The 22,764-nt window shown below is 49.3% G+C and carries 20 protein-coding genes; 11 read left to right on the top strand and 9 right to left on the bottom strand.

What is annotated here, in order from left to right; genetic code table 11:
• Window positions 1-53: 53 nt before the first annotated feature.
• Together argF and rpsT are read right to left on the bottom strand one after the other, a co-directional pair.
• Window positions 54-989 carry an ornithine carbamoyltransferase gene (gene argF, locus AOC32_RS08060; RefSeq protein ID WP_199908562.1) on the bottom strand — a complete coding sequence of 312 codons (936 nt, stop codon included), beginning with the start codon at window positions 987-989 and terminating at the stop codon, window positions 54-56.
• Between the two features lie 162 nt (window positions 990-1,151).
• Entirely contained in the window at window positions 1,152-1,415 is a 264-nt protein-coding gene (gene rpsT / locus AOC32_RS08065) for a 30S ribosomal protein S20 (protein WP_108508965.1), read from the bottom strand.
• 171 nt (window positions 1,416-1,586) lie between these two features.
• Here rpsT and murJ point away from each other — a divergent pair, with 171 nt between their 5' ends.
• Genes murJ through miaA form a run of 3 tightly spaced genes read left to right on the top strand, consistent with a single transcriptional unit; the run spans window position 1,587 to window position 4,977 of the window.
• A complete protein-coding gene (gene murJ, locus AOC32_RS08070; RefSeq protein ID WP_108508966.1) occupies window positions 1,587-3,143 on the top strand; it encodes a murein biosynthesis integral membrane protein MurJ in 1,557 nt (518 codons plus the stop codon).
• Between the two features lie 5 nt (window positions 3,144-3,148).
• On the top strand, window positions 3,149-3,991 hold the full coding sequence (locus tag AOC32_RS08075) for a SirB1 family protein (protein WP_108508967.1): 843 nt from the start codon (window positions 3,149-3,151) through the stop codon (window positions 3,989-3,991).
• A 14-nt stretch (window positions 3,992-4,005) separates the two neighbouring features.
• Window positions 4,006-4,977, top strand: a complete 972-nt coding sequence (gene miaA / locus AOC32_RS08080) for a tRNA (adenosine(37)-N6)-dimethylallyltransferase MiaA (RefSeq protein WP_108508968.1) — start codon at window positions 4,006-4,008, stop codon at window positions 4,975-4,977.
• On the opposite strand, the gene purM is transcribed toward miaA, so the two are convergent.
• Complete coding sequence (gene purM, locus AOC32_RS08085) at window positions 4,970-6,016, bottom strand: phosphoribosylformylglycinamidine cyclo-ligase (RefSeq protein WP_108509399.1); 1,047 nt, start codon at window positions 6,014-6,016, stop codon at window positions 4,970-4,972. The genes miaA and purM overlap by 8 nt on opposite strands.
• Before the next feature lie 83 nt (window positions 6,017-6,099).
• On the opposite strand from purM, the gene AOC32_RS08090 reads away from it, so the two are divergent.
• From AOC32_RS08090 to panB, 6 genes are read left to right on the top strand one after another with little or no spacing between them, the layout of a single operon-like run.
• Complete coding sequence (locus AOC32_RS08090; protein WP_108508969.1) at window positions 6,100-7,089, top strand: AI-2E family transporter; 990 nt, start codon at window positions 6,100-6,102, stop codon at window positions 7,087-7,089.
• A complete protein-coding gene (gene hda / locus AOC32_RS08095; protein WP_108508970.1) occupies window positions 7,089-7,850 on the top strand; it encodes a DnaA regulatory inactivator Hda in 762 nt (253 codons plus the stop codon). The genes AOC32_RS08090 and hda overlap by 1 nt, the downstream gene beginning before the upstream one ends.
• A complete protein-coding gene (locus AOC32_RS08100; RefSeq protein WP_108508971.1) occupies window positions 7,847-8,527 on the top strand; it encodes a histidinol-phosphatase in 681 nt (226 codons plus the stop codon). Before hda ends, AOC32_RS08100 begins: the two co-directional genes overlap by 4 nt.
• Window positions 8,528-8,547: 20 nt before the next feature.
• Window positions 8,548-9,975 (top strand): polynucleotide adenylyltransferase PcnB, encoded by a 1,428-nt coding sequence (pcnB, locus tag AOC32_RS08105; protein ID WP_108508972.1) that lies wholly within the window; start codon window positions 8,548-8,550, stop codon window positions 9,973-9,975.
• Window positions 9,976-10,018: 43 nt separating this feature from the next.
• Window positions 10,019-10,528, top strand: coding sequence for a 2-amino-4-hydroxy-6-hydroxymethyldihydropteridine diphosphokinase (gene folK / locus AOC32_RS08110; RefSeq protein WP_108508973.1), 510 nt, complete (start codon window positions 10,019-10,021; stop codon window positions 10,526-10,528).
• Between the two features lie 15 nt (window positions 10,529-10,543).
• Complete coding sequence (gene panB, locus AOC32_RS08115) at window positions 10,544-11,359, top strand: 3-methyl-2-oxobutanoate hydroxymethyltransferase (RefSeq protein WP_108508974.1); 816 nt, start codon at window positions 10,544-10,546, stop codon at window positions 11,357-11,359.
• Here panB and dnaJ read toward each other — a convergent pair.
• From dnaJ to hrcA, 5 genes are all read right to left on the bottom strand, one after another.
• On the bottom strand, window positions 11,356-12,474 hold the full coding sequence (dnaJ, locus tag AOC32_RS08120) for a molecular chaperone DnaJ (protein WP_108508975.1): 1,119 nt from the start codon (window positions 12,472-12,474) through the stop codon (window positions 11,356-11,358). The genes panB and dnaJ overlap by 4 nt on opposite strands.
• A gap of 81 nt (window positions 12,475-12,555) precedes the next feature.
• Window positions 12,556-14,484, bottom strand: a complete 1,929-nt coding sequence (dnaK, locus tag AOC32_RS08125; RefSeq protein WP_108508976.1) for a molecular chaperone DnaK — start codon at window positions 14,482-14,484, stop codon at window positions 12,556-12,558.
• A gap of 103 nt (window positions 14,485-14,587) precedes the next feature.
• Window positions 14,588-15,115 carry a nucleotide exchange factor GrpE gene (gene grpE / locus AOC32_RS08130; RefSeq protein ID WP_108508977.1) on the bottom strand — a complete coding sequence of 176 codons (528 nt, stop codon included), beginning with the start codon at window positions 15,113-15,115 and terminating at the stop codon, window positions 14,588-14,590.
• A gap of 66 nt (window positions 15,116-15,181) precedes the next feature.
• Complete coding sequence (gene hemH, locus AOC32_RS08135) at window positions 15,182-16,294, bottom strand: ferrochelatase (RefSeq protein ID WP_108508978.1); 1,113 nt, start codon at window positions 16,292-16,294, stop codon at window positions 15,182-15,184.
• Window positions 16,294-17,310: a heat-inducible transcriptional repressor HrcA gene (gene hrcA / locus AOC32_RS08140; RefSeq protein ID WP_108508979.1), complete on the bottom strand. Its 1,017-nt coding sequence runs from the start codon at window positions 17,308-17,310 to the stop codon at window positions 16,294-16,296. The genes hemH and hrcA overlap by 1 nt, the downstream gene beginning before the upstream one ends.
• 34 nt (window positions 17,311-17,344) lie before the next feature.
• Here hrcA and AOC32_RS08145 point away from each other — a divergent pair, with 34 nt between their 5' ends.
• Together AOC32_RS08145 and recN are read left to right on the top strand one after the other, a co-directional pair.
• Window positions 17,345-18,250, top strand: a complete 906-nt coding sequence (locus AOC32_RS08145) for an NAD kinase (protein WP_108509400.1) — start codon at window positions 17,345-17,347, stop codon at window positions 18,248-18,250.
• Window positions 18,251-18,265: 15 nt separating this feature from the next.
• Window positions 18,266-19,930 carry a DNA repair protein RecN gene (recN, locus tag AOC32_RS08150; RefSeq protein WP_108508980.1) on the top strand — a complete coding sequence of 555 codons (1,665 nt, stop codon included), beginning with the start codon at window positions 18,266-18,268 and terminating at the stop codon, window positions 19,928-19,930.
• A 6-nt stretch (window positions 19,931-19,936) separates the two neighbouring features.
• Here recN and glnE read toward each other — a convergent pair whose 3' ends face one another.
• Complete coding sequence (gene glnE / locus AOC32_RS08155; RefSeq protein WP_108508981.1) at window positions 19,937-22,750, bottom strand: bifunctional [glutamate--ammonia ligase]-adenylyl-L-tyrosine phosphorylase/[glutamate--ammonia-ligase] adenylyltransferase; 2,814 nt, start codon at window positions 22,748-22,750, stop codon at window positions 19,937-19,939.
• Window positions 22,751-22,764 lie beyond the last annotated feature (14 nt).

Raw genomic sequence — 22,764 nt, forward strand, 5'->3', positions numbered from 1 at the left:
AGTGTTTACGATCTCAATAAGTTAAGCAATCACTGCAATGATGAAGTTTGATTTTATAAGCGCCCACAGAGTAAAAATTCCATTAAAGCCTTTTGGACATGCAGCCGGTTCTCAGCCTCTTCCCACACGACACTCTGCGGGCCATCAATCACTTCGGCACTCACTTCCTCACCGCGATGTGCGGGTAAACAGTGCATAAAGAGTGCATCGGGATGGGCTAATGCCATTAACTGCTCGGTCACCATCCAATGCTTGAATGCTGCCATCCGCGTTGCGTTCTCAGCCTCAAATCCCATACTGGTCCACACATCAGTGCTTACTAAATCGGCACCTTTGCACGCATCCTTTGGATCCGCACAGACCACGAGATGATTAAAGGCCGATGGTTGTAGGCGAGAACGCTCTAACTGATATCCCTCGGGGGCAGAGAAGCGGAGCTCAAAATCCAGTTTTTCAGCTGCCTGAATCCAGGTATACGCCATATTGTTCGCATCACCAACCCATGCCACGGTTTTGCCCTGAATCGGTCCGCGTGCCTCGACATACGTAAATACATCAGCCAATACTTGGCAAGGATGATACTGATTGGTTAAACCATTCATGACGGGTACACGCGAGTTGGCAGCAAAGCGCTCAATCGTCTCTTGCTCAAAGGTCCGAATCATGATGATGTCGGTCATCCGCGAGATCACTTGTGCGGCATCCTCGATCGGCTCACCCCGACCCAACTGGGTATCGCGAGTGTTCATGTAAACCGCATGCCCACCCAACTGATGAACACCTGCTTCAAAGGAAAGGCGAGTACGTGTCGAGTGTTTTTCGAAGATCATAGCCAGAGTTCGATCGTGCAATGGATGCCAGGTCTCGTAGCGCTTAAAACGCTCCTTTAGCCAAGCGGCGCGACCAAACAGGTACTCATACTCATCACGACTAAAGTCGGAAAATTGCAGGTAATGCCTGAGCTGGTCAGGAGATTGTGGCTTAGCCAGCGATTGGCCATTACCCAACTCTGCAAACTGAGCACTTGATGATGCGATCGAAGTGTTATGCGGCTTATTGTGCAAAAGAACGCTCCACTAAACAAAAACCCGCTCAACAGGAGAGCGGGTCAGAAAATCGGTACTTCCTTAGGCCCGCAACAGGCCTAAAAATTAGGCCATTGCTTTAATCGCAGCAGATAGTCGCGACTTCTGGCGCGCAGCAGTATTTTTGTGGGCAATCTTTTTATCGGTAATCTTATCGATGGTCGATTGCGCAGCAACAAATACTTTCTTTGCAGCATCTTTATCGCCAGCTTCGATCGCTTTGCGAACTGCCTTAATGGAAGTGCGAAGTTTGGAACGCAAACTAGCGTTGTGAGCGTTAAGCTTCACAGATTGACGAGCGCGCTTGCGAGCTTGTGCGGTATTAGCCATTCAATTAACCTATCTAAACAAATAATTAGAATGAAATCAGTCCCTTAAAGAAAGTGGGGCTAAATTCATTAGCGTTACGTGAGATCAAATATTCAATCTCGAAAACCTGACATTCTACCTTAAAGACCCCAAAATGCCCACCCCTCCCCCCAAATAAGGGAAAATCAGGCCATGAACCTCCTCTCTGCCGCAGCGAAGGTAAGCTCCCTAACCATGATTTCCCGCATTACGGGATTGGTTCGGGAAACCTTGATCGCCAGAAGCTTTGGTGCTTCGGAGTGGACTGATGCCTTTAATGTAGCCTTCAGGCTTCCCAATCTCTTGCGGAGACTCTTTGCGGAAGGGGCCTTCTCGCAGGCATTTGTGCCAATCCTAGGCGAAATCTCAAATCGGGGAGAAAAAGATCAGACCCGAGCATTAATCGACGCAATTGCCACCATCTTGTTTTGGGCACTGAGTCTCACGGTCATAATTGGGGTCTTAGCAGCACCGATCCTGGTTTTTATCATTGCAGCGGGTCTCAAGGATGGGACCTCCTTTGAGACCACCGTCTTCATGACGCGCATCATGTTTCCCTATATTGGTCTAATTTCCATGGTTTCCTTATCGGCCGGCATCCTCAATACCTTTGGTCGTTTTGCGGTGCCTGCCTTTACCCCCGTACTCCTCAATCTCTCTTTAATCGGTGGCGCCCTTTTTATTGCACCCACCCTAGAGCAACCGATTTACGCCTTAAGCATTGGGGTGATGATCGGGGGCATCTTGCAGCTAGCGATTCAGATTCCAGCCTTAATGCGACTTGGATTATTACCTCGAATCGGCCTGCTCCCCAGAAAAATCAAATCGGCCTGGCAAAATCCAGATGCCCGCCGTGTCCTAAAACTCATGGTTCCGGCTGTGTTTGCAGTCTCCGTTGCGCAGATTTCTCTCATTATCAACACCAACATTGCCTCGCATTTACAAACCGGTAGTGTCTCTTGGCTCTCGTATGCGGATCGCCTGATGGAGTTTCCAACAGCTCTTCTAGGGGTTGCACTTGGAACTGTTTTGCTACCAAGCCTTAGCAAAGCAAACGCCGCCCAAGATACTGCCCAGGCCGGAGAGTTATTAATTTGGGGCTTACGCTTAACTTTTTTGCTGGCAGCGCCCTGCGCAATCGCTTTATTTATATTTGGCGCACCAATCTCAGCTGTTCTGTACCACTACGGGCAATTTAATGCCATGGATGTGGAAATGACCCGGCAAGCACTGGCTGCCTATGGTGTGGGTCTAATTGGTCTCATTTTGGTCAAGATCTTAGCCCCAGGGTTTTACTCACGTCAGGATATCCGTACTCCCGTCAAAATTGCATTGGTGGTCTTAGTCTTTACACAGCTCGCCAATATTGGGCTCGTGCCACTGTTTGCCCATGCCGGCCTTGCTCTATCCGTTGGTCTTGGGGCTTGTTTAAACGCCGCCTTGTTGTGGCTTGGGCTACGTCGACGTGACGCCATTCCGAGCGCGGTCGGCTGGTTCAAATATTTCGGTCAACTGCTTGTTGGACTATTGCCACTGAGCATGGTGCTTTTTTATGGTGCACAGGCACACGATTGGCTCGCTTTACAAGTCAACCCCTTGATTCGGATAGGTCTTCTCGGTCTTTGGTTGGGTGCAGCAGCAATCATTTACTTTGCGAGCCTGTGGATCGTCGGTTTGCGCTGGCAAAATTTTCTGCGTCATGCAAAATAGGAAATATGCCAACTCAACAACTTGACTACTTTGCCACCCTGGTTGCTGAGGACGAGCATTTTCCTCTAACGGAGGCATGCATTGCAGTTGCACAACATGCGTTTCCTGATTTGGATGTCCAGCATACCCTCGATGAGATTGATCAGTTAGGTGATCGACTCAAAAAACGAATTTCTGCCGATGCTTCTGCGGTGCAACGGCTCCAACAGCTCAAACACTTCTTTTATACCGAGCTCGGATTTGGCCCCAACCCCAATGATTTTTATGCCCCCGAGAACTCCTATCTACATCATGTTTTACAAAGTCGTCGAGGTATTCCAATTTCACTGGCGATCTTAATGATGGAGCTGGGTAATCAGATTGGATTAAAAATTCGTGGGGTATCGTTTCCTAATCACTTCATGCTGCGCGTTTCCTTGCCACAAGGCGAGATCATTATGGATCCCTTGACTGGCGCATCCCTATCGAAGCACGAACTTCAAGAGATGCTCGATCCGTATTTAGAGGCCCGGGGATACGTTGGCGAGTTACAACTCCCGCTCAATGTATTTTTACGAGTTTCTAGTTGCCGCGAGATCGTCTCGCGCTTTTTGCGTAACCTGAAACTCATTTATACCGAACATGAGCGGTGGGAGCGCTTATTGGGGGTTCAACAGCGGCTTGTGATCCTCTTGCCTGATGCCATGGAGGAGATTCGGGATCGCGGCTTAATCTATGCGCAATTGGAGTATTTGCGCCCTGCCATCGATGATATGCAGCAATACCTCACTGAAGTTCCCAACGCCACAGATGCCGATGAGATACGGGAGCATATCGCCACGCTTGAGCATCAAGTCCGTCAACATTAATTTCAGCAGAGCGGATGCCGGCTAAGGTTTTATCCATTGTGGGCCCCACCGGGGTCGGTAAGAGTAATTTAGCGCTTGAGTTGGCTAGGCAATGCCGCCAACGGCATCAGCACATCGAGATCGTCAGCATGGACTCCGCCCTGGTGTATCGCGGAATGAATATCGGGACAGCGAAGCCCACTCCTGCTGAGCAAGCTGAGGTTGTGCATCATCTGATTGATATTCGCGATCCGAGTGAGAGTTATTCGGCGGCATGTTTTGCTAGCGATGCAAAGCAACTCATTAAAGAGATCCAGACGCGGGGACATATTCCGCTAATTGTGGGCGGAACCATGCTGTACTGGCGAGCCTGGGTCTATGGGTTCTCAAAACTGCCGCCTGCAGATCCGCAAACCCGTAAGCAACTCGATGAGGAAGCTGCCTTACTGGGTTGGCCTGGTATGCATGCCAAGCTTGCTCAATTTGACCCAGTCACTGCCAGTCGATTACAGCCTAACGATAGTCAACGCATTCAGCGAGCGCTCGAGGTCTATGCATTAACAGGCCAGCCCTTATCCCAGTTGTTTGAAGAGTCGCCAAGTGCGACAGGGCGTAACTCGGAGCATCTCGAACATGATGTTGAGGTAATTTCTCTAGAGCCTAACAACCGCCAAGCACTGCACGCCCGTCTTGAAGAGCGCTTTGATCAAATGCTTGAAAATAATTTCATCGACGAGGTGCGCACTTTATTTGAGCGCGGCGACTTGCATACCAATTTGCCAGCGATTCGCTCGGTGGGCTATCGCCAGGTCTGGGAATACTTAGAGGGTAAAGTGGATTACCCGACGATGAAGCAAAAAGCATACGCTGCCACACGACAGCTTAGTAAACGTCAGGTGACTTGGCTAAGAGCGATGCAGCGGCATGCCTTTGACCCATTTAACCCACAAGAACTTCAAGCTGCAAAATCAATGGCGATGGCCACTCTCCAAAGATCCTTTAAATAAGAATGGTTTGTGGCGCCCCCTCTGGACGCTGAGAAATATCACCTAACAACCACGCGTTTAGGCCTTGCTGTTCAATGCTAGCAATCACAGCCTTCGCCTCGTGCTGGTCAACGACAACCACCATCCCAATACCGCAATTGAAAACACGTGCCATTTCCGCATCGGCAACACCACCTTTCATTTGCAACCAGCGAAACAGCGGTGGCAAAGTCCATGAATCACGTCGCAACACCGCCTGGGTATTCTCTGGCAGCACACGTGGAATGTTGTCTACTAAGCCACCGCCCGTAATATGCGCCAATCCCTTTAAGGAATGTTGCGACATCACATTTAAAAGTTGCTTAACGTAGATTTGAGTGGGCGCCATGACTAATTCCTGCAGGGTCTTGCCCTCAATGGTCTCGCTCGGTTTTGCGCCAGAGCGCTCAATGATCTTCCGAATGAGCGAATAGCCATTCGAATGTGCGCCACTAGACGCAATCCCAATAATTGCGTCACCCGGCCGAATACTAGAGCCATCAATAATTTTCGATTTCTCAACCACGCCAACCGCAAAGCCTGCCAAATCGTATTCACCCGGCGGGTACATGCCCGGCATCTCAGCAGTTTCACCCCCAATTAAAGCGCAGCCGGCCAACTCACAACCCTTGGCAATTCCGGCGATTACGGTGCTTGCTGTATCGACCGATAACTTACCGCAGGCGAAGTAATCCAGAAAAAAAAGGGATTCAGCGCCTTGAACCAAAATGTCATTGACGCTCATTGCTACCAAATCTTGGCCAATGGTTTCATGAGCATTCCACTCAAAAGCAAGCTTTAATTTGGTGCCCACACCGTCAGTGCCGGATACCAAAATGGGCTCTTTGTAGCGTTTGGGTACCTCAAATAAGGCCCCAAATCCTCCGATTCCAGCTAAAACACCCTCGCGCATGGTCTTTTTTGCCAATGGCTTAATGCGGTCAACCAGGGCATCCCCAGCGTCAATATCAACACCCGCGTCGCGGTAAGACAAGCCTGGGGTTTTGGGTGGATTATTCATAGATGGGTCTTCAAAAAAGGGTAAATCCTGCAGATCAGTCATTTACATCGTTAGAATCTCTGAATTCTAGAGTATGAAGGCCCATGGCTGAAATTTTTACCCCTTTTCTATTTGCATTTATTTTGGCTTACATTCTGAGGCCCTTGGTTCTGCGTCTTCAGAATTTAGGCCTTGGTAAAACCCTTGCCAGTAGTATCGGCATGCTTTTCGGGCTTGGCGTTCTCCTCATCATTCTGCTTTTACTGATTAATCTCCTACGCTATGAAATCCCCCTCATAAAGGCGCAGCTGCCCATTTGGCTTCAAAGTCTACAAACGTGGCTGGGGCCCAAATTACTCAGCCTCAATATTGAGATCGATTGGCTTGCCTTACGGGATTCGATTACTCAAAAATTAACCGCCCATTTTTCTGCAAACGCCAACCAAATATTGAGCACTAGTTTTGAGACCATCTTGGCTTCTGGTAGCTCCGTGCTTGGCGGCCTCGTCAATATTGTCTTGATTCTCTTCGTCCTTTTTTATCTGCTGATTGATTGGAAGCACTTCTTTGAATTACTCAAGCAACTGCTTCCCATTCGCTATCAAGACACTGCGCTCAGGCTGGCACTAGAAACGGACTTGTTGTTATCCCAATACCTGCGTGGGCAAATGCTCGTGATTTTGATCATGGCAGTTTTCTATAGCGCTGGATTGAGTTTGACGGGTATGCATGGGGCTCTCGGTCTTGGCGTGTTTACCGCCTTGGTGATTGTGATTCCTTATATTGGAATTGCACTCGGCCTGATCTTGGCGGTCCTGTCGGTCATTTTGCAATTCGGGCTTGGGCCTGAGCTCGTGATTGTGTTGGTCGTATTTGGGATCGGCCAAGTTCTCGAGGGATTTTTCCTAACCCCCCGTTTAGTGGGCGAACGAATTGGGCTGCACCCGGTGGCGGTTTTATTTGCCTTGCTAATCTTCGCTAAGTTATTTGGATTTTTTGGTGTATTACTTGCCCTGCCAGCTAGCGCAGTTGTATTGGTACTGATCCGCTTTGCATGGTCGCAATACGCCCAAAGTAGCTGGTATCAAAAGTAATGGCCTCATCCGCACTGCCCCGTCAATTTGCGCTCGATATCAATCAAGCCCCCAAGCCCTCACTCCATAATTTTTTACCAAACGGTAATGAAGCTCTAGTCGATGCGCTTAGCCAATCCATTGCTCGCTGGAACTCCCCATCAAAAACCACCTCGCACTCGATTGAAGGGCGCTGGTTTTATTGGTGGGGGACCGATGGAGCTGGATGCTCTCATCTATTAAGCGCTATGGCAAACCAAGCTGAGCAACATCAAGTGGGCTCGATTCGACTATCCCCCAATGAACCGAGTAGCTGGGTTGATGCTGAGCACAAACTCTCAGCTGCTGTGAGCTCCGCACCCATCATCATGACCTTAGATGATGTAGATCGGCTGGATCCGCATCAACAAGCGAGTCTTTTTCGCTTACTCAATGTAGTACACGCTTCACCATACTCATTCGTGTATTTGTCTGGGCATGCACCTCCTGCACAATTGGCATTACGAGAGGATTTACGAACACGTATCGGCTGGGGGTTGATCTTTGAAGTTCATCCACTTTCTGATTCAGAGAAGATTGAAGCTCTGTCGCGTGCTGCAAAAGAACGGGGTCTTGTCTTATCCAATGACGTTTTACCTTGGTTGATTCATCATTTCTATCGGGATATGCCAAGTTTGATGGCATTACTCGACGCACTCGATGCCTACTCTTTGGAGACCAAGCGCGCCATTACCCTACCCTTGGTTCGTGAGCTCTTACAAATTTCGGGACACACACCATGACTCGCCTTGCCCTATTTGACTTGGATCACACCCTCTTACCGTTTGATAGCGATTACGAGTGGGGGCAGTTTCTGGTGCGCCTAGGTGTTGTCGATGGGGAGCAATACGCCAAAGCCAACGATCAGTTTTACGCCGATTACAAAATGGGTAAGCTCGATATTGACGCATTCTTACGTTTTGCCTTAAGACCCTTGGCCGACAATCCACGTACGCAATTGGAAGGCTGGCATCGCGCATTTATGCGAGAGAAGATCGATGGGCGTCTGCATCCGCAAGCCATGAAGCTTGTACAACAGCATTTGGATGCGGGTGATTTGTGTTGCGTAGTAACCGCCACGAATAGTTTTGTCACGCGCCCGATTGTGAACGCCTTTGGAATTGAGCATTTGGTTGCTACTGAACCAGCGACAGAGAATAATCAACCGGGAGCAAATTTTACTGGCGGTATTGCAGGGATACCGAGCTTTAAGGAAGGGAAAATTACTCGAGTCAATGATTGGTTGACCGGTTTGGGATTGCGCTTGGAATCCATTGAGCAAAGCTTCTTTTACTCCGACTCCATGAATGATTTGCCACTATTGGAAAGAGTAACCAATCCGGTGGCCACTAATCCAGATGCGCGCCTACGGGCTGAAGCAGAAAAGCGTCACTGGCCGATCTTAGAGCTATTTCATTAAATGGATTCTGGCGCATCCTCATGATCACTAAATTCATCGATCGCTTGTTGCGTCGCGGCCCTCGCCCAAAGTCGGATCAATCCGGGGCTACCTTGGTAGCCCATAAGGTTTCTAAGAAAACCCATCGGATCGATCCTGCCTTACTTTCAAAAAATGCAGTCAAGGTCACCCATACCTTACAGCAAGGAGGCTATAAAGCCTATATCGTAGGTGGGGCAGTTCGCGATCTCGTTTTAGGGATCGCCCCTAAAGACTTTGATGTAGCAACCAATGCCACCCCCGAACAAGTACAAAAATTATTTAGGCGTTCACGCTTGATTGGGCGTCGCTTTCAGATTGTGCATGTCACTTATTTTGGCAAAGAGCGCCCTGAAATTATTGAAGTCTCTACTTTTCGTGCGGTGTTAGAAAGTGTAGGTGAGCATATTGCCGAGAGCGGTCGCATTCTGCGTGACAACGTTTGGGGCACGCATGCCGAAGACGCTGCCCGCCGTGACTTTACGATCAATGCAATGTATTACGACCCCAGTACAGAAACGGTGCTCGATTATCACGGTGGCATGGAGGATATCCGCTCTAAAACGATTCGCATGATCGGTAACCCAACAAAGCGTTACCGTGAAGATCCGGTCCGTATGTTGCGAGCGATTCGCTTTGCCGCTAAGACGGGTTTTCAGATTGAGCCCAAGACCCTTGCACCGATTCATGAGCTTAGCCAATTAATCCATGACGTTCCAAGCGCTCGCCTATTCGATGAGATTTTGAAATTACTCATGTCAGGGCATGCTTGGGCTGGAATCCAGGCATTGCGTCATGCAAACTTGCACCATGGGCTTTTGCCATTTATGGATCGTGCACTCGAAGATGCGCAAGCCGCTCAATTTATTGAGCAAGCACTGCGCAACACCGATGAACGGATTCAAATGGGTAAATCGGTTTCCCCGGGTTTTCTGTTTGCGGCCTTGCTTTGGCCCGATCTGGAGAAGGAGTGGCAAGCACTTAGAAATACTGGGATGCCTGCTGTAGCAGCACTCCATGCTGCAATTGATACGGTTGTCTCCCCCTCGCATACCGGCATCACCATTCAGCGCCGCCATGAGGGTGATATGCGGGATATCTGGACCATGCAACCGCGTTTTGAAAAACGAGTGGGGCGCTACCCCGAGCGACTGCTAGAGGTTCCGCGCTTTCGGGCTGGTTACGACTTCATGCTCCTGCGCAGCCAAACAGGGTATTGCAAACCCAGCCTTGGGCAATGGTGGACAGACTTTTATCATGCGGATTTACCCGAACGCGAAGCCTTACTGGCGAGCGCGAAGCTAGAAGATATGGCCTCCGGCAAAACCCCAACGAACCCAAATAGGAACAGGCGCCGCAGGCCAAAAAAGCCAAAGCCAAACCCTGACAACCCCCCGGATTCTGGACCAAATGACGCCAAGCAAAGTTAACTGATTTTCAGTAAAGTAAGCGCATATTCTTAGTAGGGAACTCATGGCGCACGCCTTTATTGGATTCGGTGGCAACATTGGCGATGCTCGGCAGAGCATCACCGATGCAATCGTCTGCCTTGCTCAGCATATTCAAATCCATATCGTTAACAAAAGCTGCTTTTATCAAAGCGCGCCTGTAAACGCTGTGGGGGGTGACTACATCAATGCGGTTGTCGAAATTGATACTGAACTCAATCCCTATGGACTTTTATATGTCTGCCAATCGATCGAGCATCAGTTTGGTCGCGAACGTCCTTATGCCAATGCGCCCCGAACCCTTGATCTCGATATTTTGTTTTATGAAGGCATTGAACAAAACCATTCTGAGCTCACCATTCCGCATCCACGCATTGCCGAACGCTCCTTTGTGATTCTTCCTTTACTTGAAATTTGCCCCGATTTTTTCTTACCCAACCACGGCCCCTTAAAAAATCTTTTGCCTAATATTGCACACCAACGCATTACCCGAATCACTTGCAAACACTGCGATTGCGACCAACAGCTGCATTAGGCTTAAAATCGGCTTATGAGTTATTTACAAGGCGATAAGCCAATTACGATCACGAAGTTATTGGCCATGCATGCCGATGGCGAGAAAATTGCGGTTCTAACTGCATACGACTCGACCATGAGCGCCCTTCTCAATCGCTGTGGAGTCGAAGTGATTTTGATTGGAGACTCGCTTGGCAATGTGATCCAAGGTCACAGCAGCACTACTCCGGTTACCGTTGAGGAAATGGCCTATCACACGGAATGCGTTGCCCGTGCCAATCACCATGCATTCTTGATTGCCGATCTACCATTTGCAAGCTATGGAGACCCCGTTCAAGCATTGGAATCAGCCGCTGAGCTGATGCGCGCAGGTGCTGACATGGTAAAGCTTGAAGGTGGTAGTTGGCAGGTCGATATCATTCAATTTTTAGTCGAGCGCAGTGTTCCGGTTTGCGCTCACCTGGGGCTCTTACCTCAGTCCGTGCACTTGCTGGGTGGTTATAAAGTCCAAGGCAAGTCAAAAGATGCCGGCGCTCTGATGTTTGAACAAGCCCATGCTTGCCAGTCCGCAGGGGCTCAAATGCTCGTTCTAGAGGCAATCCCATCAGCACTCGGAGAAAAAATTACCCAGTCACTCCACATTCCCACCATTGGGATTGGAGCGGGGCCAAATTGCTCCGGACAAGTTTTGGTCCTGCCAGATTTACTCGGAATTAGTCCTGGAAAAGCGCCAAAGTTTGTGAAAGACTTCATGGCTGGTAGCAGCTCGATTGAGGCAGCGATTAAAGCCTATGTTCGTGAAGTCAAGTCCGGAAAATTTCCCGGACCTGAGCATTGCTTTGCTTCTTAATTAAAAAAACTCTTCATTCGATCAAACCAACCCTCTTGTTGAGGACTGTGTTTTTTGCCACCGCTTCGAAGTGATTCATCAAATTGAGAGAGCAATGCTTTTTGTTCCTCGGATAACTTCACAGGGGTTTCAAGCAAGACATGTACATACAAATCGCCCAATAGGGAGGAACGCAACTGCTTAATTCCTTTGCCGCGTAAACGGAAGGTTTTGCCGGTTTGGGTTCCCTCAGGAATCGTTAGCTCAACCCTGCCGCCAAGCGTTGGAACTTCAATATCACCACCCAAAGTAGCGGTCGCAAATGAGACGGGCATTTGAATATGCAAATCGCTACCATCGCGCTCAAATACGGGGTGCTCTTTGACATGCACTTCGACGTAGAGATCGCCTGAGGGACCGCCGTTAATCCCGGGCTCGCCATTACCAACGGAGCGCACCCGCATACCATCATCAATGCCGGCCGGGATCTTAATTTCGAGAGTCTTTTGCTCTTTGATCTTGCCGCTCCCATGGCAGGTCTTGCAGGGCTTCGGTATGTATTGGCCGGTGCCACGACACTTTGGGCACGTTTGTTGCATTGAGAAAAAGCCTTGGGCAATCCGGACTTGGCCGCGACCGTCACAGGTTGGGCATTCCTCAATCTTCGAACCTGGCTCTGCACCAGAACCGCTACAGGTTTTGCAATTACTCCAGCTTGGAACTCGAATTTGGGTGGTGTAACCCTCAGCAGCTTGCTCGAGGGTAATCTCCATGTTGTAGCGCAGGTCGGCGCCCTTATAAACCTGAGGGCCAGAACTTCTTCCTTGACCAAAGATATCGCCAAAGATATCGCCAAAGGCGTCAGCAAAACCCCCTGCAGCCCCTCCAAACCCACCCATGCTTGGGTCAACTCCAGCATGGCCGTACTGATCGTACGCATTACGCTTTTGGGGATCTGCAAGCGTCTCGTAGGCCTCCTTCGCCTCTTTGAACTTTGCCTCGGCAGTTGGGTTGTCAGGGTTGCGATCAGGGTGGTATTTCATGGCCAATTTGCGATAAGCCTTTTTAAGATCCTCATCGCTGGCATTTTTACCAACCCCTAGCACCTCATAAAAATCACGTTTACCAGTAGCCACAACCCATTCCTTTTTTAATTTCCCAAAAGGCGAAGTCGGCACGGGGCCGACTCACCAATTTGCATCATTCTTTTTTAAGAATTACTTCTTATCATTGACTTCCTTAAAGTCAGCGTCGACTACTTCTGCATCATTGTTGGCTTTTGCCTCACCCGCTGGATTGGCAGAGCCTGGATTAGTCTTCGCCTGCTCGGCAGCATAGGCTTTCTCGCCAAGCTTCTGACTTGCTTTTGCCAATGCCTCGGTTTTTGACTCAATCGCTGCCTTATCACTTCCCTTGATGGCTTCCTCTAGTTCCTTCAACGCCGATTCAATTGCACTCTTCTCGGAAGCATCCAGACTCGCGCCATGCTCATCAAGTGCTTTCTTGGTCGAGTGCGCTAAGGCATCGGCCGCATTTCGGACGGTGACCAGCTCAAGCAATTTACGATCTTCCTCAGCATTGGCTTCGGCGTCTTTCACCATCCGCTGAATCTCATCCTCAGAAAGACCTGAGTTTGCCTTGATGGTGATCTTGTTCTCTTTGCCAGACGCTTTGTCTTTAGCGGTGACATGCAAGATTCCGTTAGCATCGATATCAAAGGTCACCTCAATTTGTGGCAAGCCACGGGGTGATGGCGGAATGCCTTCTAAATTGAACTCACCAAGCAATTTATTCGCACTGGCCATCTCACGCTCACCTTGGAAGCACTTGATGGTGACCGCTGGCTGATTGTCTTCGGCAGTTGAAAATACTTGGGCATGCTTAGTCGGAATCGTCGTGTTTTTGGGGATCATCTTGGTCATCACACCGCCCAAGGTCTCAATGCCCAACGATAAGGGTGTGACATCAAGCAACAAGACATCCTTACGATCGCCTGATAAAACCGATCCCTGGATCGCAGCACCAACCGCAACCGCCTCATCGGGATTCACGTCTTTGCGTGGTTCCTTACCAAAGATGGCCTTAACTTGCTCTTGTACCTTCGGCATACGAGTTTGGCCGCCGACTAAGATGACATCATCAATATCGGCTGCTGAAACCCCAGCATCCTTCATCGCCACCTGGCATGGGCCCATGGTGCGAGTAATCAATTCTTCAACTAGAGACTCCAATTTAGAGCGAGTCAACTTTAAGTTCAGATGCTTGGGGCCACTTGCATCAGCCGTTACATAAGGCAAGTTGATTTCGGTTTGTTGGGAGGAAGACAGCTCAATCTTGGCTTTTTCAGCAGCATCCTTTAGGCGCTGCAATGCCAAGACATCTTTGCTCAAATCAACACCTTGTTCTTTCTTGAACTCAGCAATGATCCAATCGATGATGCGTTGGTCAAAGTCTTCACCACCTAAGAAGGTGTCGCCATTGGTAGATAGCACTTCAAACTGTTTTTCTCCATCCACATTCGCGATTTCAATAATTGAAACGTCGAAGGTGCCACCGCCTAAGTCATAAACAGCAATTTTGCGATCGGTCTTATCTTGCTTATCCAATCCGAATGCCAGAGCAGCAGCGGTAGGCTCATTAATGATGCGCTTAACTTCCAAACCAGCAATCCGGCCAGCATCTTTCGTGGCTTGACGCTGACTATCATTAAAGTAAGCGGGCACTGTGATTACGGCCTCAGTGACTTCTTCGCCCAAATAATCTTCGGCAGTCTTTTTCATTTTGCGCAAAACTTCAGCCGATACCTGCTGAGGAGCAATCTTCTTGTCACGCACTGATACCCAGGCATCGCCATTGTCTGCGGCGATGATGCTGTAAGGCATTAAGCCAATATCTTTTTGCACTTCTGCGTCGGTAAATTTGCGTCCGATTAAGCGCTTGACGGCATAGATGGTATTTTTAGGATTGGTGACTGACTGCCGCTTAGCGGGCGCACCAACCAATACCTCTCCGTCTTCCATATACGCAATGATAGAAGGGGTGGTTCTGGCGCCCTCGGCGTTTTCAATGACTTTCGGGGCGTTGTTCTCAATAACTGCGACGCAGGAGTTAGTTGTTCCTAGGTCAATTCCAATAATTTTTCCCATAATGGCTCCAAATGATGGTGAGGCGTTGTTTCGAATAATGAGTAGATGGGGGCAAGTTCGGCAATTTCAAGGGCTCTAAGTCCTTGAAATAATTAGCCCTAACTTATTTTGCTTGGCTAACAGTCACCAAAGCGGGTCTTAAAACCCGGTCGGCGATCAAGAAGCCTCTTTGCAAGACCGAGACCACTGTGTTGGGCTCTTGATCCGATGGGACCATAGAGATTGCCTGATGCTGATGAGGGTCAAACTTAGCCCCAGACTCGGGATTAATCTCAACCAAGCGGCCTTTTTCGAAGGCAGCAATGAGTTGCTTTAGAGTGATCTCGAGACCCTCCTTAAACGCTTTTGCATCGCCAGCCTCGGTGGCTAGAGCGGCATATAAGCTATCGCTGACTGGAATCAAGTGCTCAGCAAAATTTTCAATGGCAAATTTGTGGGCTTTTGCAATGTCTTCAGCAGCGCGACGCCGAATATTCTCACCCTCCGCCTTAGCGCGCAAGAAGTTATCTTGCATTTCTGCGAGCTTCGTCTTGAGCTCTGCAAGCTCCTCTTCCATGCTCTGGGGAGGCTGTTCATTCACTTCGGTTGTTGCGTTGTCCGCTGCTTGTTGCTCAGATTTTTGATCACTCATAGTCGTTCCACCTTGTTTTCTGCATTTTATATGGGGTTCATGACCACCCATTTCAAGGGGACTACCTTATCCAGCAGTCATCGCAGCTTCTGCTACCTGAGCACGCTGATTGCGAAACTCCAAAACTGCAGGAGACTCAAGCTCTTTTGACCAGCCATGCATATGCTCTAAAGCAATTGCATGTAAAGCCGAAATGAAATTAGGATCGTCATTTAAGCATGGGATGTAACGATACTCTTTGCCACCATGCTCATGAAAAATCTCTTGACCTTCCATGGCAATTTCTTCTAAGGTCTCTAGGCAGTCTGCTGGGAAACCAGGACAAACAATATCCATGTGAGGGCAGCCTGCCTTCCCAAGCTCCTCAATGGTCAAGGCAGTGTAAGGCTTTAACCATTCCGCGCGACCAAAGCGAGATTGAAAGGTGACGTGGTAATTGGCTGGCTCTAATCCCAGCGCCTCTCCTAGCAAGCGACCTGATTTCAGACATTCGCAATGATAGGGATCCCCTTGCATCAAATTTCGTTTGGGCAGACCATGAAAGGACATGATGAGCTTGGCGCCCTTTGAAAAATCGGGTCGGCCATGTTGCGCCCAGTAGGCTTCAATCTGTTGACGGAGAGACTCAATGTAAGCGCCATGATCATGATAGTGCTTCACAATTCGGAGTTCGGGTTGATTGCGCCACGTCTTAAGAACTGAAAACACCTCATCAAAGCTGGAGGCGCTGGTGGTCGCTGAATATTGAGGGTACAAAGGCAATACCAATAGACGCTCAACATTGGCCTCCTGAAAACGGTTGAGCACTTCAGGAATGGATGGCTTACCGTAACGCATCGCTAGATCCACGATCACATTCGAATCCTTGCCCGCAAAGCGATCCCTCAAACCTTGGGCCTGCGCTTGCGAATAGACCAGCAAGGGGGAACCCTCTTTTAGCCAAATCGATGCGTATTTTTTCGCCGAAGCGCCGCTGCGAATCGGCAAAATAATACCGTGCAAAATGAACCACCAAATCAAGCGCGGAATTTCAACGACCCGAGGGTCCGACAAAAATTGCTTTAAGTAGGTTTTCACCGCCGTGCGCGTAGGCGCCTCTGGGGTGCCCAAATTAATCAACAAAACGCCGGTCCGGGAGGTTCTTAAATGAGGGTTCGTTTTCAACAGTGATCCAATCATTAAGGGGAGCTCAAGGCGCCGCTTAATAGCTTAGAGGTGATATCCACAATCGGGATCACACGATCATACGCCATTCGAGTGGGGCCGATCACGCCGAGTGTTCCTACCACTTGCCCATCCACACTATAGGGAGCGCTGATCACCGCCAAATCCTCATAGGGCAACAGCTCACTTTCGCCGCCAATAAAGATCTGAATACCATCGGCATGACTTGATACGTCCAACAATTGCATGAGCAGGGATTTTTGCTCCAACATATCGAACATTTTGCGTAATTTGCTCAGATTGGAGCTCAGCTCACCCACATCGAGTAAGTGGCGTTCTCCAGAAATCACCATATCCGGGTGATTTAAACCCGTGTCACTCACACCATTCTCGAGGGCGAGTGCCATTAATCCAGCAATGTCACTGCGCAAGTGATCCAACTCTGCCCGTAAGCGACTGCGAACCTCTGAAAAACTCTTTCCTGAGAAATGCGCATTAATGAAATTACTTGCCTCTGTCAGCTGTGCGGGACTGTAATCTTGGTTGGTCGGCAAGATCCGATTTTGCACATCCCCCTCGGGAGTTACCAAAATTAACAAAATCTTGCCTTCGCCAAGGCGCAGAAACTCAATGTGTTTAAAGATCTGAGAGCGCTTCGGGGTCATGACCACGCCAGCAAAATGCGTCAGATTGGATAAGAGCTGGGCTGCAGAACTAATCACCTTTTGGGGAGCATCGGGATATAAGGATTGCTCAACCTGTTTGGAAGCCACCTCCTCCAGGGGCCGAATGGTCAACATCGTGTCGACAAACAAACGGTAACCTCGCGGGGTTGGAATGCGTCCTGCCGAGGTATGCGGACTGGTCACCAAACCAAGGTCCTCAAGATCGGCCATTACATTCCGAATCGTCGCTGCCGAGAGATCCAATCCCGAAAAACGTGACAGGGTCCGCGAGCCCACTGGCTGGCCTTCTTCGATATATCTCTCGATTAAGGTTTTGAGCAGAACTTTTGAGCGATCATCCATGATTGGAGTAATTTTATGCCTATGGTTTAATCGTCATATGTTAAGCCCATCAAGCAAACCCCTGCAGAAGAAGTTTAGGCGCGTAACCCTTGTGGGTAAGCACCAAGCAGACGGTATTGGGCAGCATTTACACGAATTAGCCCAAATCCTCACAAATCATGGCTGCGAGCTCAGCATTGAGGCGTCTACGGCCACCCATTTGCCAGACGCCAATTTACAGATCATCCAACTCCAGGATTTCCAGAAATCCACGGATTTGGCGGTTATTTTGGGGGGTGATGGCACCATGCTTGGCATTGGTCGTCAAATTGCCGGGACTGGAGTACCGCTCTTGGGGATCAATATGGGGCGTTTGGGTTATATGACCGACATCCCTTTTGAAGACGCCAAAACGGTTCTGCCGCCCATGATTGATGGTCATTATGAAATCGATGAGCGATCGCTACTAGAGGCTAGCGTATGGCGCAATGATCAAGAGATTCATCGGGGCTTAGCCTTAAACGATGTGGTCGTGAATCGTTCAGGACTCTCTGGAATGGTGGAGCTAAAGGTGCATGTTAACGGCTCCTTTATGTACAACCAGCGCTCCGATGGCCTAATTGTGTCCACCCCAACCGGATCAACCGCATACGCCCTCTCAGCAGGCGGTCCCATTTTGCATCCCTGCGTGCCAGGGATTGTGCTGGTACCAATCGCTCCCCATGCACTCTCCAATCGACCCATCGTATTGGCCCAAGAGTCTCAAATTACGATCGAAGTTGCTGGTGGCCGAGAAGTGATTGTGAACTTTGATATGCAATCATTAACTAAATTACAAATCGGTGATCGGGTTGAGGTAAAGCGCTCGAACAAATCCATCTCCCTCCTACATCCACTGGGGCACAGTGACTACCAGACCCTAAGAGAAAAGTTGCACTGGAACGAGTATCCTTCCACGTTTTAATCCAGGCGAATCAACATGCTTCAATCATTAGCATTGCGTGATTTTGTGATTGTGGATCACCTAGAACTTGATTTTGGCTCGGGTTTTAGTGTTTTAACTGGCGAAACTGGTGCAGGTAAATCAATTTTGCTCGATGCCCTAGCCCTCGCTCTGGGTGAGCGTGCTGATACCAGTCAAATCCGTGAGGGCTGCCAACGCGCAGAGATCGCTGCTATTTTTCAGGTCGAAGAGGACTTGCAAGAGGAAATTTCCGGATGGTTGCGCGAGGCTGATTTTCCGCTCGAAGATGACCATCGGATTGTGATTAAACGCAGCATCGATCATTCCGGTCGGAGCAAGGCCTACATTAATGGTGGCGCTGCGTCTTTAAATCAACTACGCGAACTGGGTGATCGTCTCGTCGATATTCATGGGCAACACGCCCACCAATTACTTCTTAAGACCGGTGCACAACGCGAGCTGCTCGATCGACATGCCAATCTTCATGACCAAGCAGCGATCGTGGCGCAAGCATATCAATCTATGAATGTGACGGCCAAGCAATTGCAGCAAGCCGAAGCGGCAGGTGCTGATTTACAGCGCGAGCAAGAGCGTCTTCAGTGGCAGCTTGATGAGCTCAATGAAATTGCACCACAAGCAAATGAATGGGGTGAAATCCAAATAGCGCATGCTCGACTGGCCAATGCCGCCAAAATTATTCAAGGGGTTGAGCTCGCGATTGATGGCTTAAGCGATGCTGAGCATTCGATTGAGTCGCAACTTCATCGGGTGCAGCATGCGATTGATGATTTAGTAAAGCATGATCCGAATTTGAATGAGATCAATGAAAGCCTTAATCATGCTCAAATTCAGATTGACGAGGCGATTCACGGATTAAATCGATACCGACAAAAGATGGATTTAGATCCAGATCGCCTTGCAGAACTCGAAGCCCGAATGCAAGCTCTCCATACTGCGGCTCGCAAATACAAAGTCAATCCTGAGCAATTGCCAGAACTTTGGATCAGCTCTCAAGAAAAATTAGCGGCCTTCACGGCAGCACAAGATATCGAGTCTTTGCGTCAACAATTTAAGGCTCAAGAGGCTGAATTTCTAAAACGTGCGCAAGAATTATCAAAGCGTCGTCATCAGGCAGCCGCAGAGCTTAGCCAAGCCGTTAGCGATGCGATGCAGCGCCTCGCAATGACAGGCGGCCAGCTGCAAGTCCTTGTCAGTCCAAGCGAGGCCAGTCGTCATGGAATCGATCAAATTGAGTTTCTGATCGCTGCGCACAGTGGTAGCACACCAAAGCCTTTGGCTAAGGTTGCTTCTGGAGGAGAGTTAGCGCGCATTAGCTTAGCCATTAGTGTCATCACCAGCAAGGCGAGCTTTACCCCAACCCTGATCTTTGATGAAGTCGATTCTGGCATTGGTGGAGCAGTGGCTCAAACGGTTGGCGAACTTTTAAGGCAACTGGGTCAGTCCCACCAAATCCTTTGTGTCACCCATCTAGCCCAAGTGGCCGCTCAAGGTGATCATCATTTCAAGGTAAGTAAACAAGCATTGGATGGCAAAACCCATTCCGATGTGAAGAGTTTAGGCCGTCAAGAACGCATTGAAGAAATTGCTCGGATGCTAGGCGGCACAACCATTACTGACACCACGCGGCGACACGCGAGAGAACTACTAAACCAGACCTAAAGCCAATTAAACTGGTTGCGAGGGGGCGCCAAAGACCGCCTCCCAAAGTTTAGTCACACACGCCTTTGCTTTCGCAAAATCAGGATACTCATGGATGGATACCCGAATTTTTTCCGCTCCGTCTAAACGCAATCGATGCTGCTGCGCCCGAAACATGCGATAGGCGTCCCCAATCTCAAGCGCATCCATCTCCGAGATCAACTGGTGCTTTGCGGCAATTCCTAAAAGCGCAATATTGCCTAAGTTGCCCAATAAATCAGGGTACTGGCGAGCGTAGGCCAAAACTAAATACTGAACGATGAATTCAATATCGACCATGCCACCAGGATCATGCTTGAGATCAAAATCATTGGATGAATTTGGATGGCCAGCATGAACCTTATGGCGCATCTCAATAATTTCATATTTGAGATCAGAATGATTTCGTTCGTGGGCGAGAACTTCTTTGCGTATCTCTTCAAACTGGGCTCCTACCTTGGGATCACCCGCAGCAAAGCGCGCCCGAGAAATGGCTTGATGCTCCCAAACCCAAGCGGCGTTATCCCCCTCACGCAATTGATAGCGTCGAAAGGAATCAAGGCTGGTCACCAAAAATCCTGCAGCGCCGTTTGGGCGCAGGCGCGTATCGATTTCAAATAAAGTGCCGGCAGCAGTTAAAGTCGTCAACCAATTAATCATGCGCTTACCTAACACCGAATAAATCTCCTGAGCCGCATAGTCTGTTGGTGATGCGTCATACAAAAAGACCAGGTCGAGATCAGAGGCGTAACCCAACTCTTTTCCGCCCAACTTGCCATAGGCAATCACTGCAAATGGTGGTGGATGCTGAGGACTGAGACCAAACTTCTCCGCAACCGATGGCCAAACGCGTTCATAGGTTGCCTGCAGTATCAAATCGGCCAGCGCGGACAAGCGATCACTCACCCGCTCAGTACTAAGACCCTCGGGAGCACCAATTCCTAAATCAGCTAAGAGAATTAAAAAGGTTTCGGTGTGATGTGTGACCCGTAGGATATCCATGGCATGATCTGGGCTCGCCCCATCTGCGAGGGCATCATCTAAACGCAGATCCAGATTTGCCTTTACTTTGCACCAATAGCTCTCAGGATCATGAATCAGCTCAGATTGCGCATTGGCCGATAACAGATCGTCCAATAAATGAGGATGTCTGGCTAAATATTGGGCGGCCCACTGTGAGGCATTGAGGAGCATCAATACCTTTTGCAAGGCATTGGAGTTCTCAGCCAAAATCGATAGATAGGCGCTGCGACGACAAATCGCCTCAAGGAGATCAAAAAATCGCAAGAGAGTTTGATCCGCATCGTCTGGATGATCAGCCTCAATATCATTCGCTGCCTTTTTTAATAAGCTTCGTATCGTGAGTCGACTTTTCTCTGGCAGTGATTTGGCACGGGAGCTTTCCTGCCAGGCGCTCCACCGCTCATTAGCCTTGGGGAATAAAGCAGTATTGGGTTGCCAGCTTGTGTCGTTTGCATCAATTTGCAAACGGGTGCTTTCGTCCAAGGCAAACGCCTTTTCAAAATAACGTGCTACCTGATTTTGATGCTCAGTGAGCATTTGCATAAACTCTTCGAGACGCCCTTCTTGATTCGGTCCAGCCATGGCTTGCGCCAACTGCGCTCTCGCATCATCCTGCTCAGGTAAATAATGTGTCTGCTGGTCTTCCCAAATCTGGATGCGATGCTCCAAGCGCCTTAAGAACACATAAGCAGATTTGAGCGCTTCAATTTCTTCTGCGCTCATCAGTCCACCCTCTTGCAGTCGATCTAAGACCTCAAGCGTTGGACGAGTTCGTAAGCGCGGATCGGTACCACCCCGCATTAATTGAAACATCTGGGCTAAAAACTCAATTTCACGGATTCCACCGCGACCTAACTTAATATCACGTGATCGCCCGCTGCGTTGATTACTCCGCTTATCTGCCTCTCGCTGAATTTGTGTATGCAACTCCCGAATGGCTGCAATCACACCGTAATCTAAATGGCGACGATAGACAAATGGCCGAATAATTTGCTCAAGCCCCTTCTCGCACCGAACATAATCGGGATGCGATATCGGGGGATAAATCATGCGACCTTTAATCCATGCGTAACGCTCCCATTCACGGCCTTGCACAAACAAATACTCTTCGAGCATTTCTAGACTACAAACCAACGGTCCAGAATCGCCATTAGGACGCAAGCGCATATCCACCCGGAATACAAATCCATGGGCATCATGCTCAGAAATCATTTTGATGAGACGCCGGCCCAGCTTCGTAAACCACTCGTGGTTTGAAATCGAACTTGCCCCATGTTTAGTCTCGCCCTCTTCCTCATATAACAAGATCAGATCGATATCCGAGGAAAGATTGAGTTCACGACCGCCTAATTTCCCCATCCCGACAATCAGGAGTGGCAGTTCGTAGTCTTCGGTCCGAGCCCAAGGTAGGCCAAATCGCTCTTGCAGATCCGTGCGAAGATAGCGCACGACTAGCCCAAGGGCTTGCTCTGCAAAATAACTGAGCGACTGGGTCACTTCTAATAAAGGTGCCAGTCCATTGAGGTCTCGGCAACCAATCCATAGCATCAACTGTTGACGAACTAGCCGAAGCTGACTCATCAGTGCTGCCTCATCCAACTCCTGACGATCGAGAGCCTTGCTGATTGGCAGGAGCAGCTGATCGATCTGGGTGGTGTCGACCGGAGTATGTATGCGCTCCTCTAGCCAAGCGCGCCAATCTGCGTGGGCACTTAGCCAGCGATTTGCATAGACGGAGTTTTTCTCCAGAAAAGAAAGGGCGTCTTGATCCGAAACCATGCCTTATCTTAATC

This window comes from Polynucleobacter acidiphobus (assembly GCF_003065385.1).
In the GTDB taxonomy this organism is placed as follows: domain Bacteria; phylum Pseudomonadota; class Gammaproteobacteria; order Burkholderiales; family Burkholderiaceae; genus Polynucleobacter; species Polynucleobacter acidiphobus.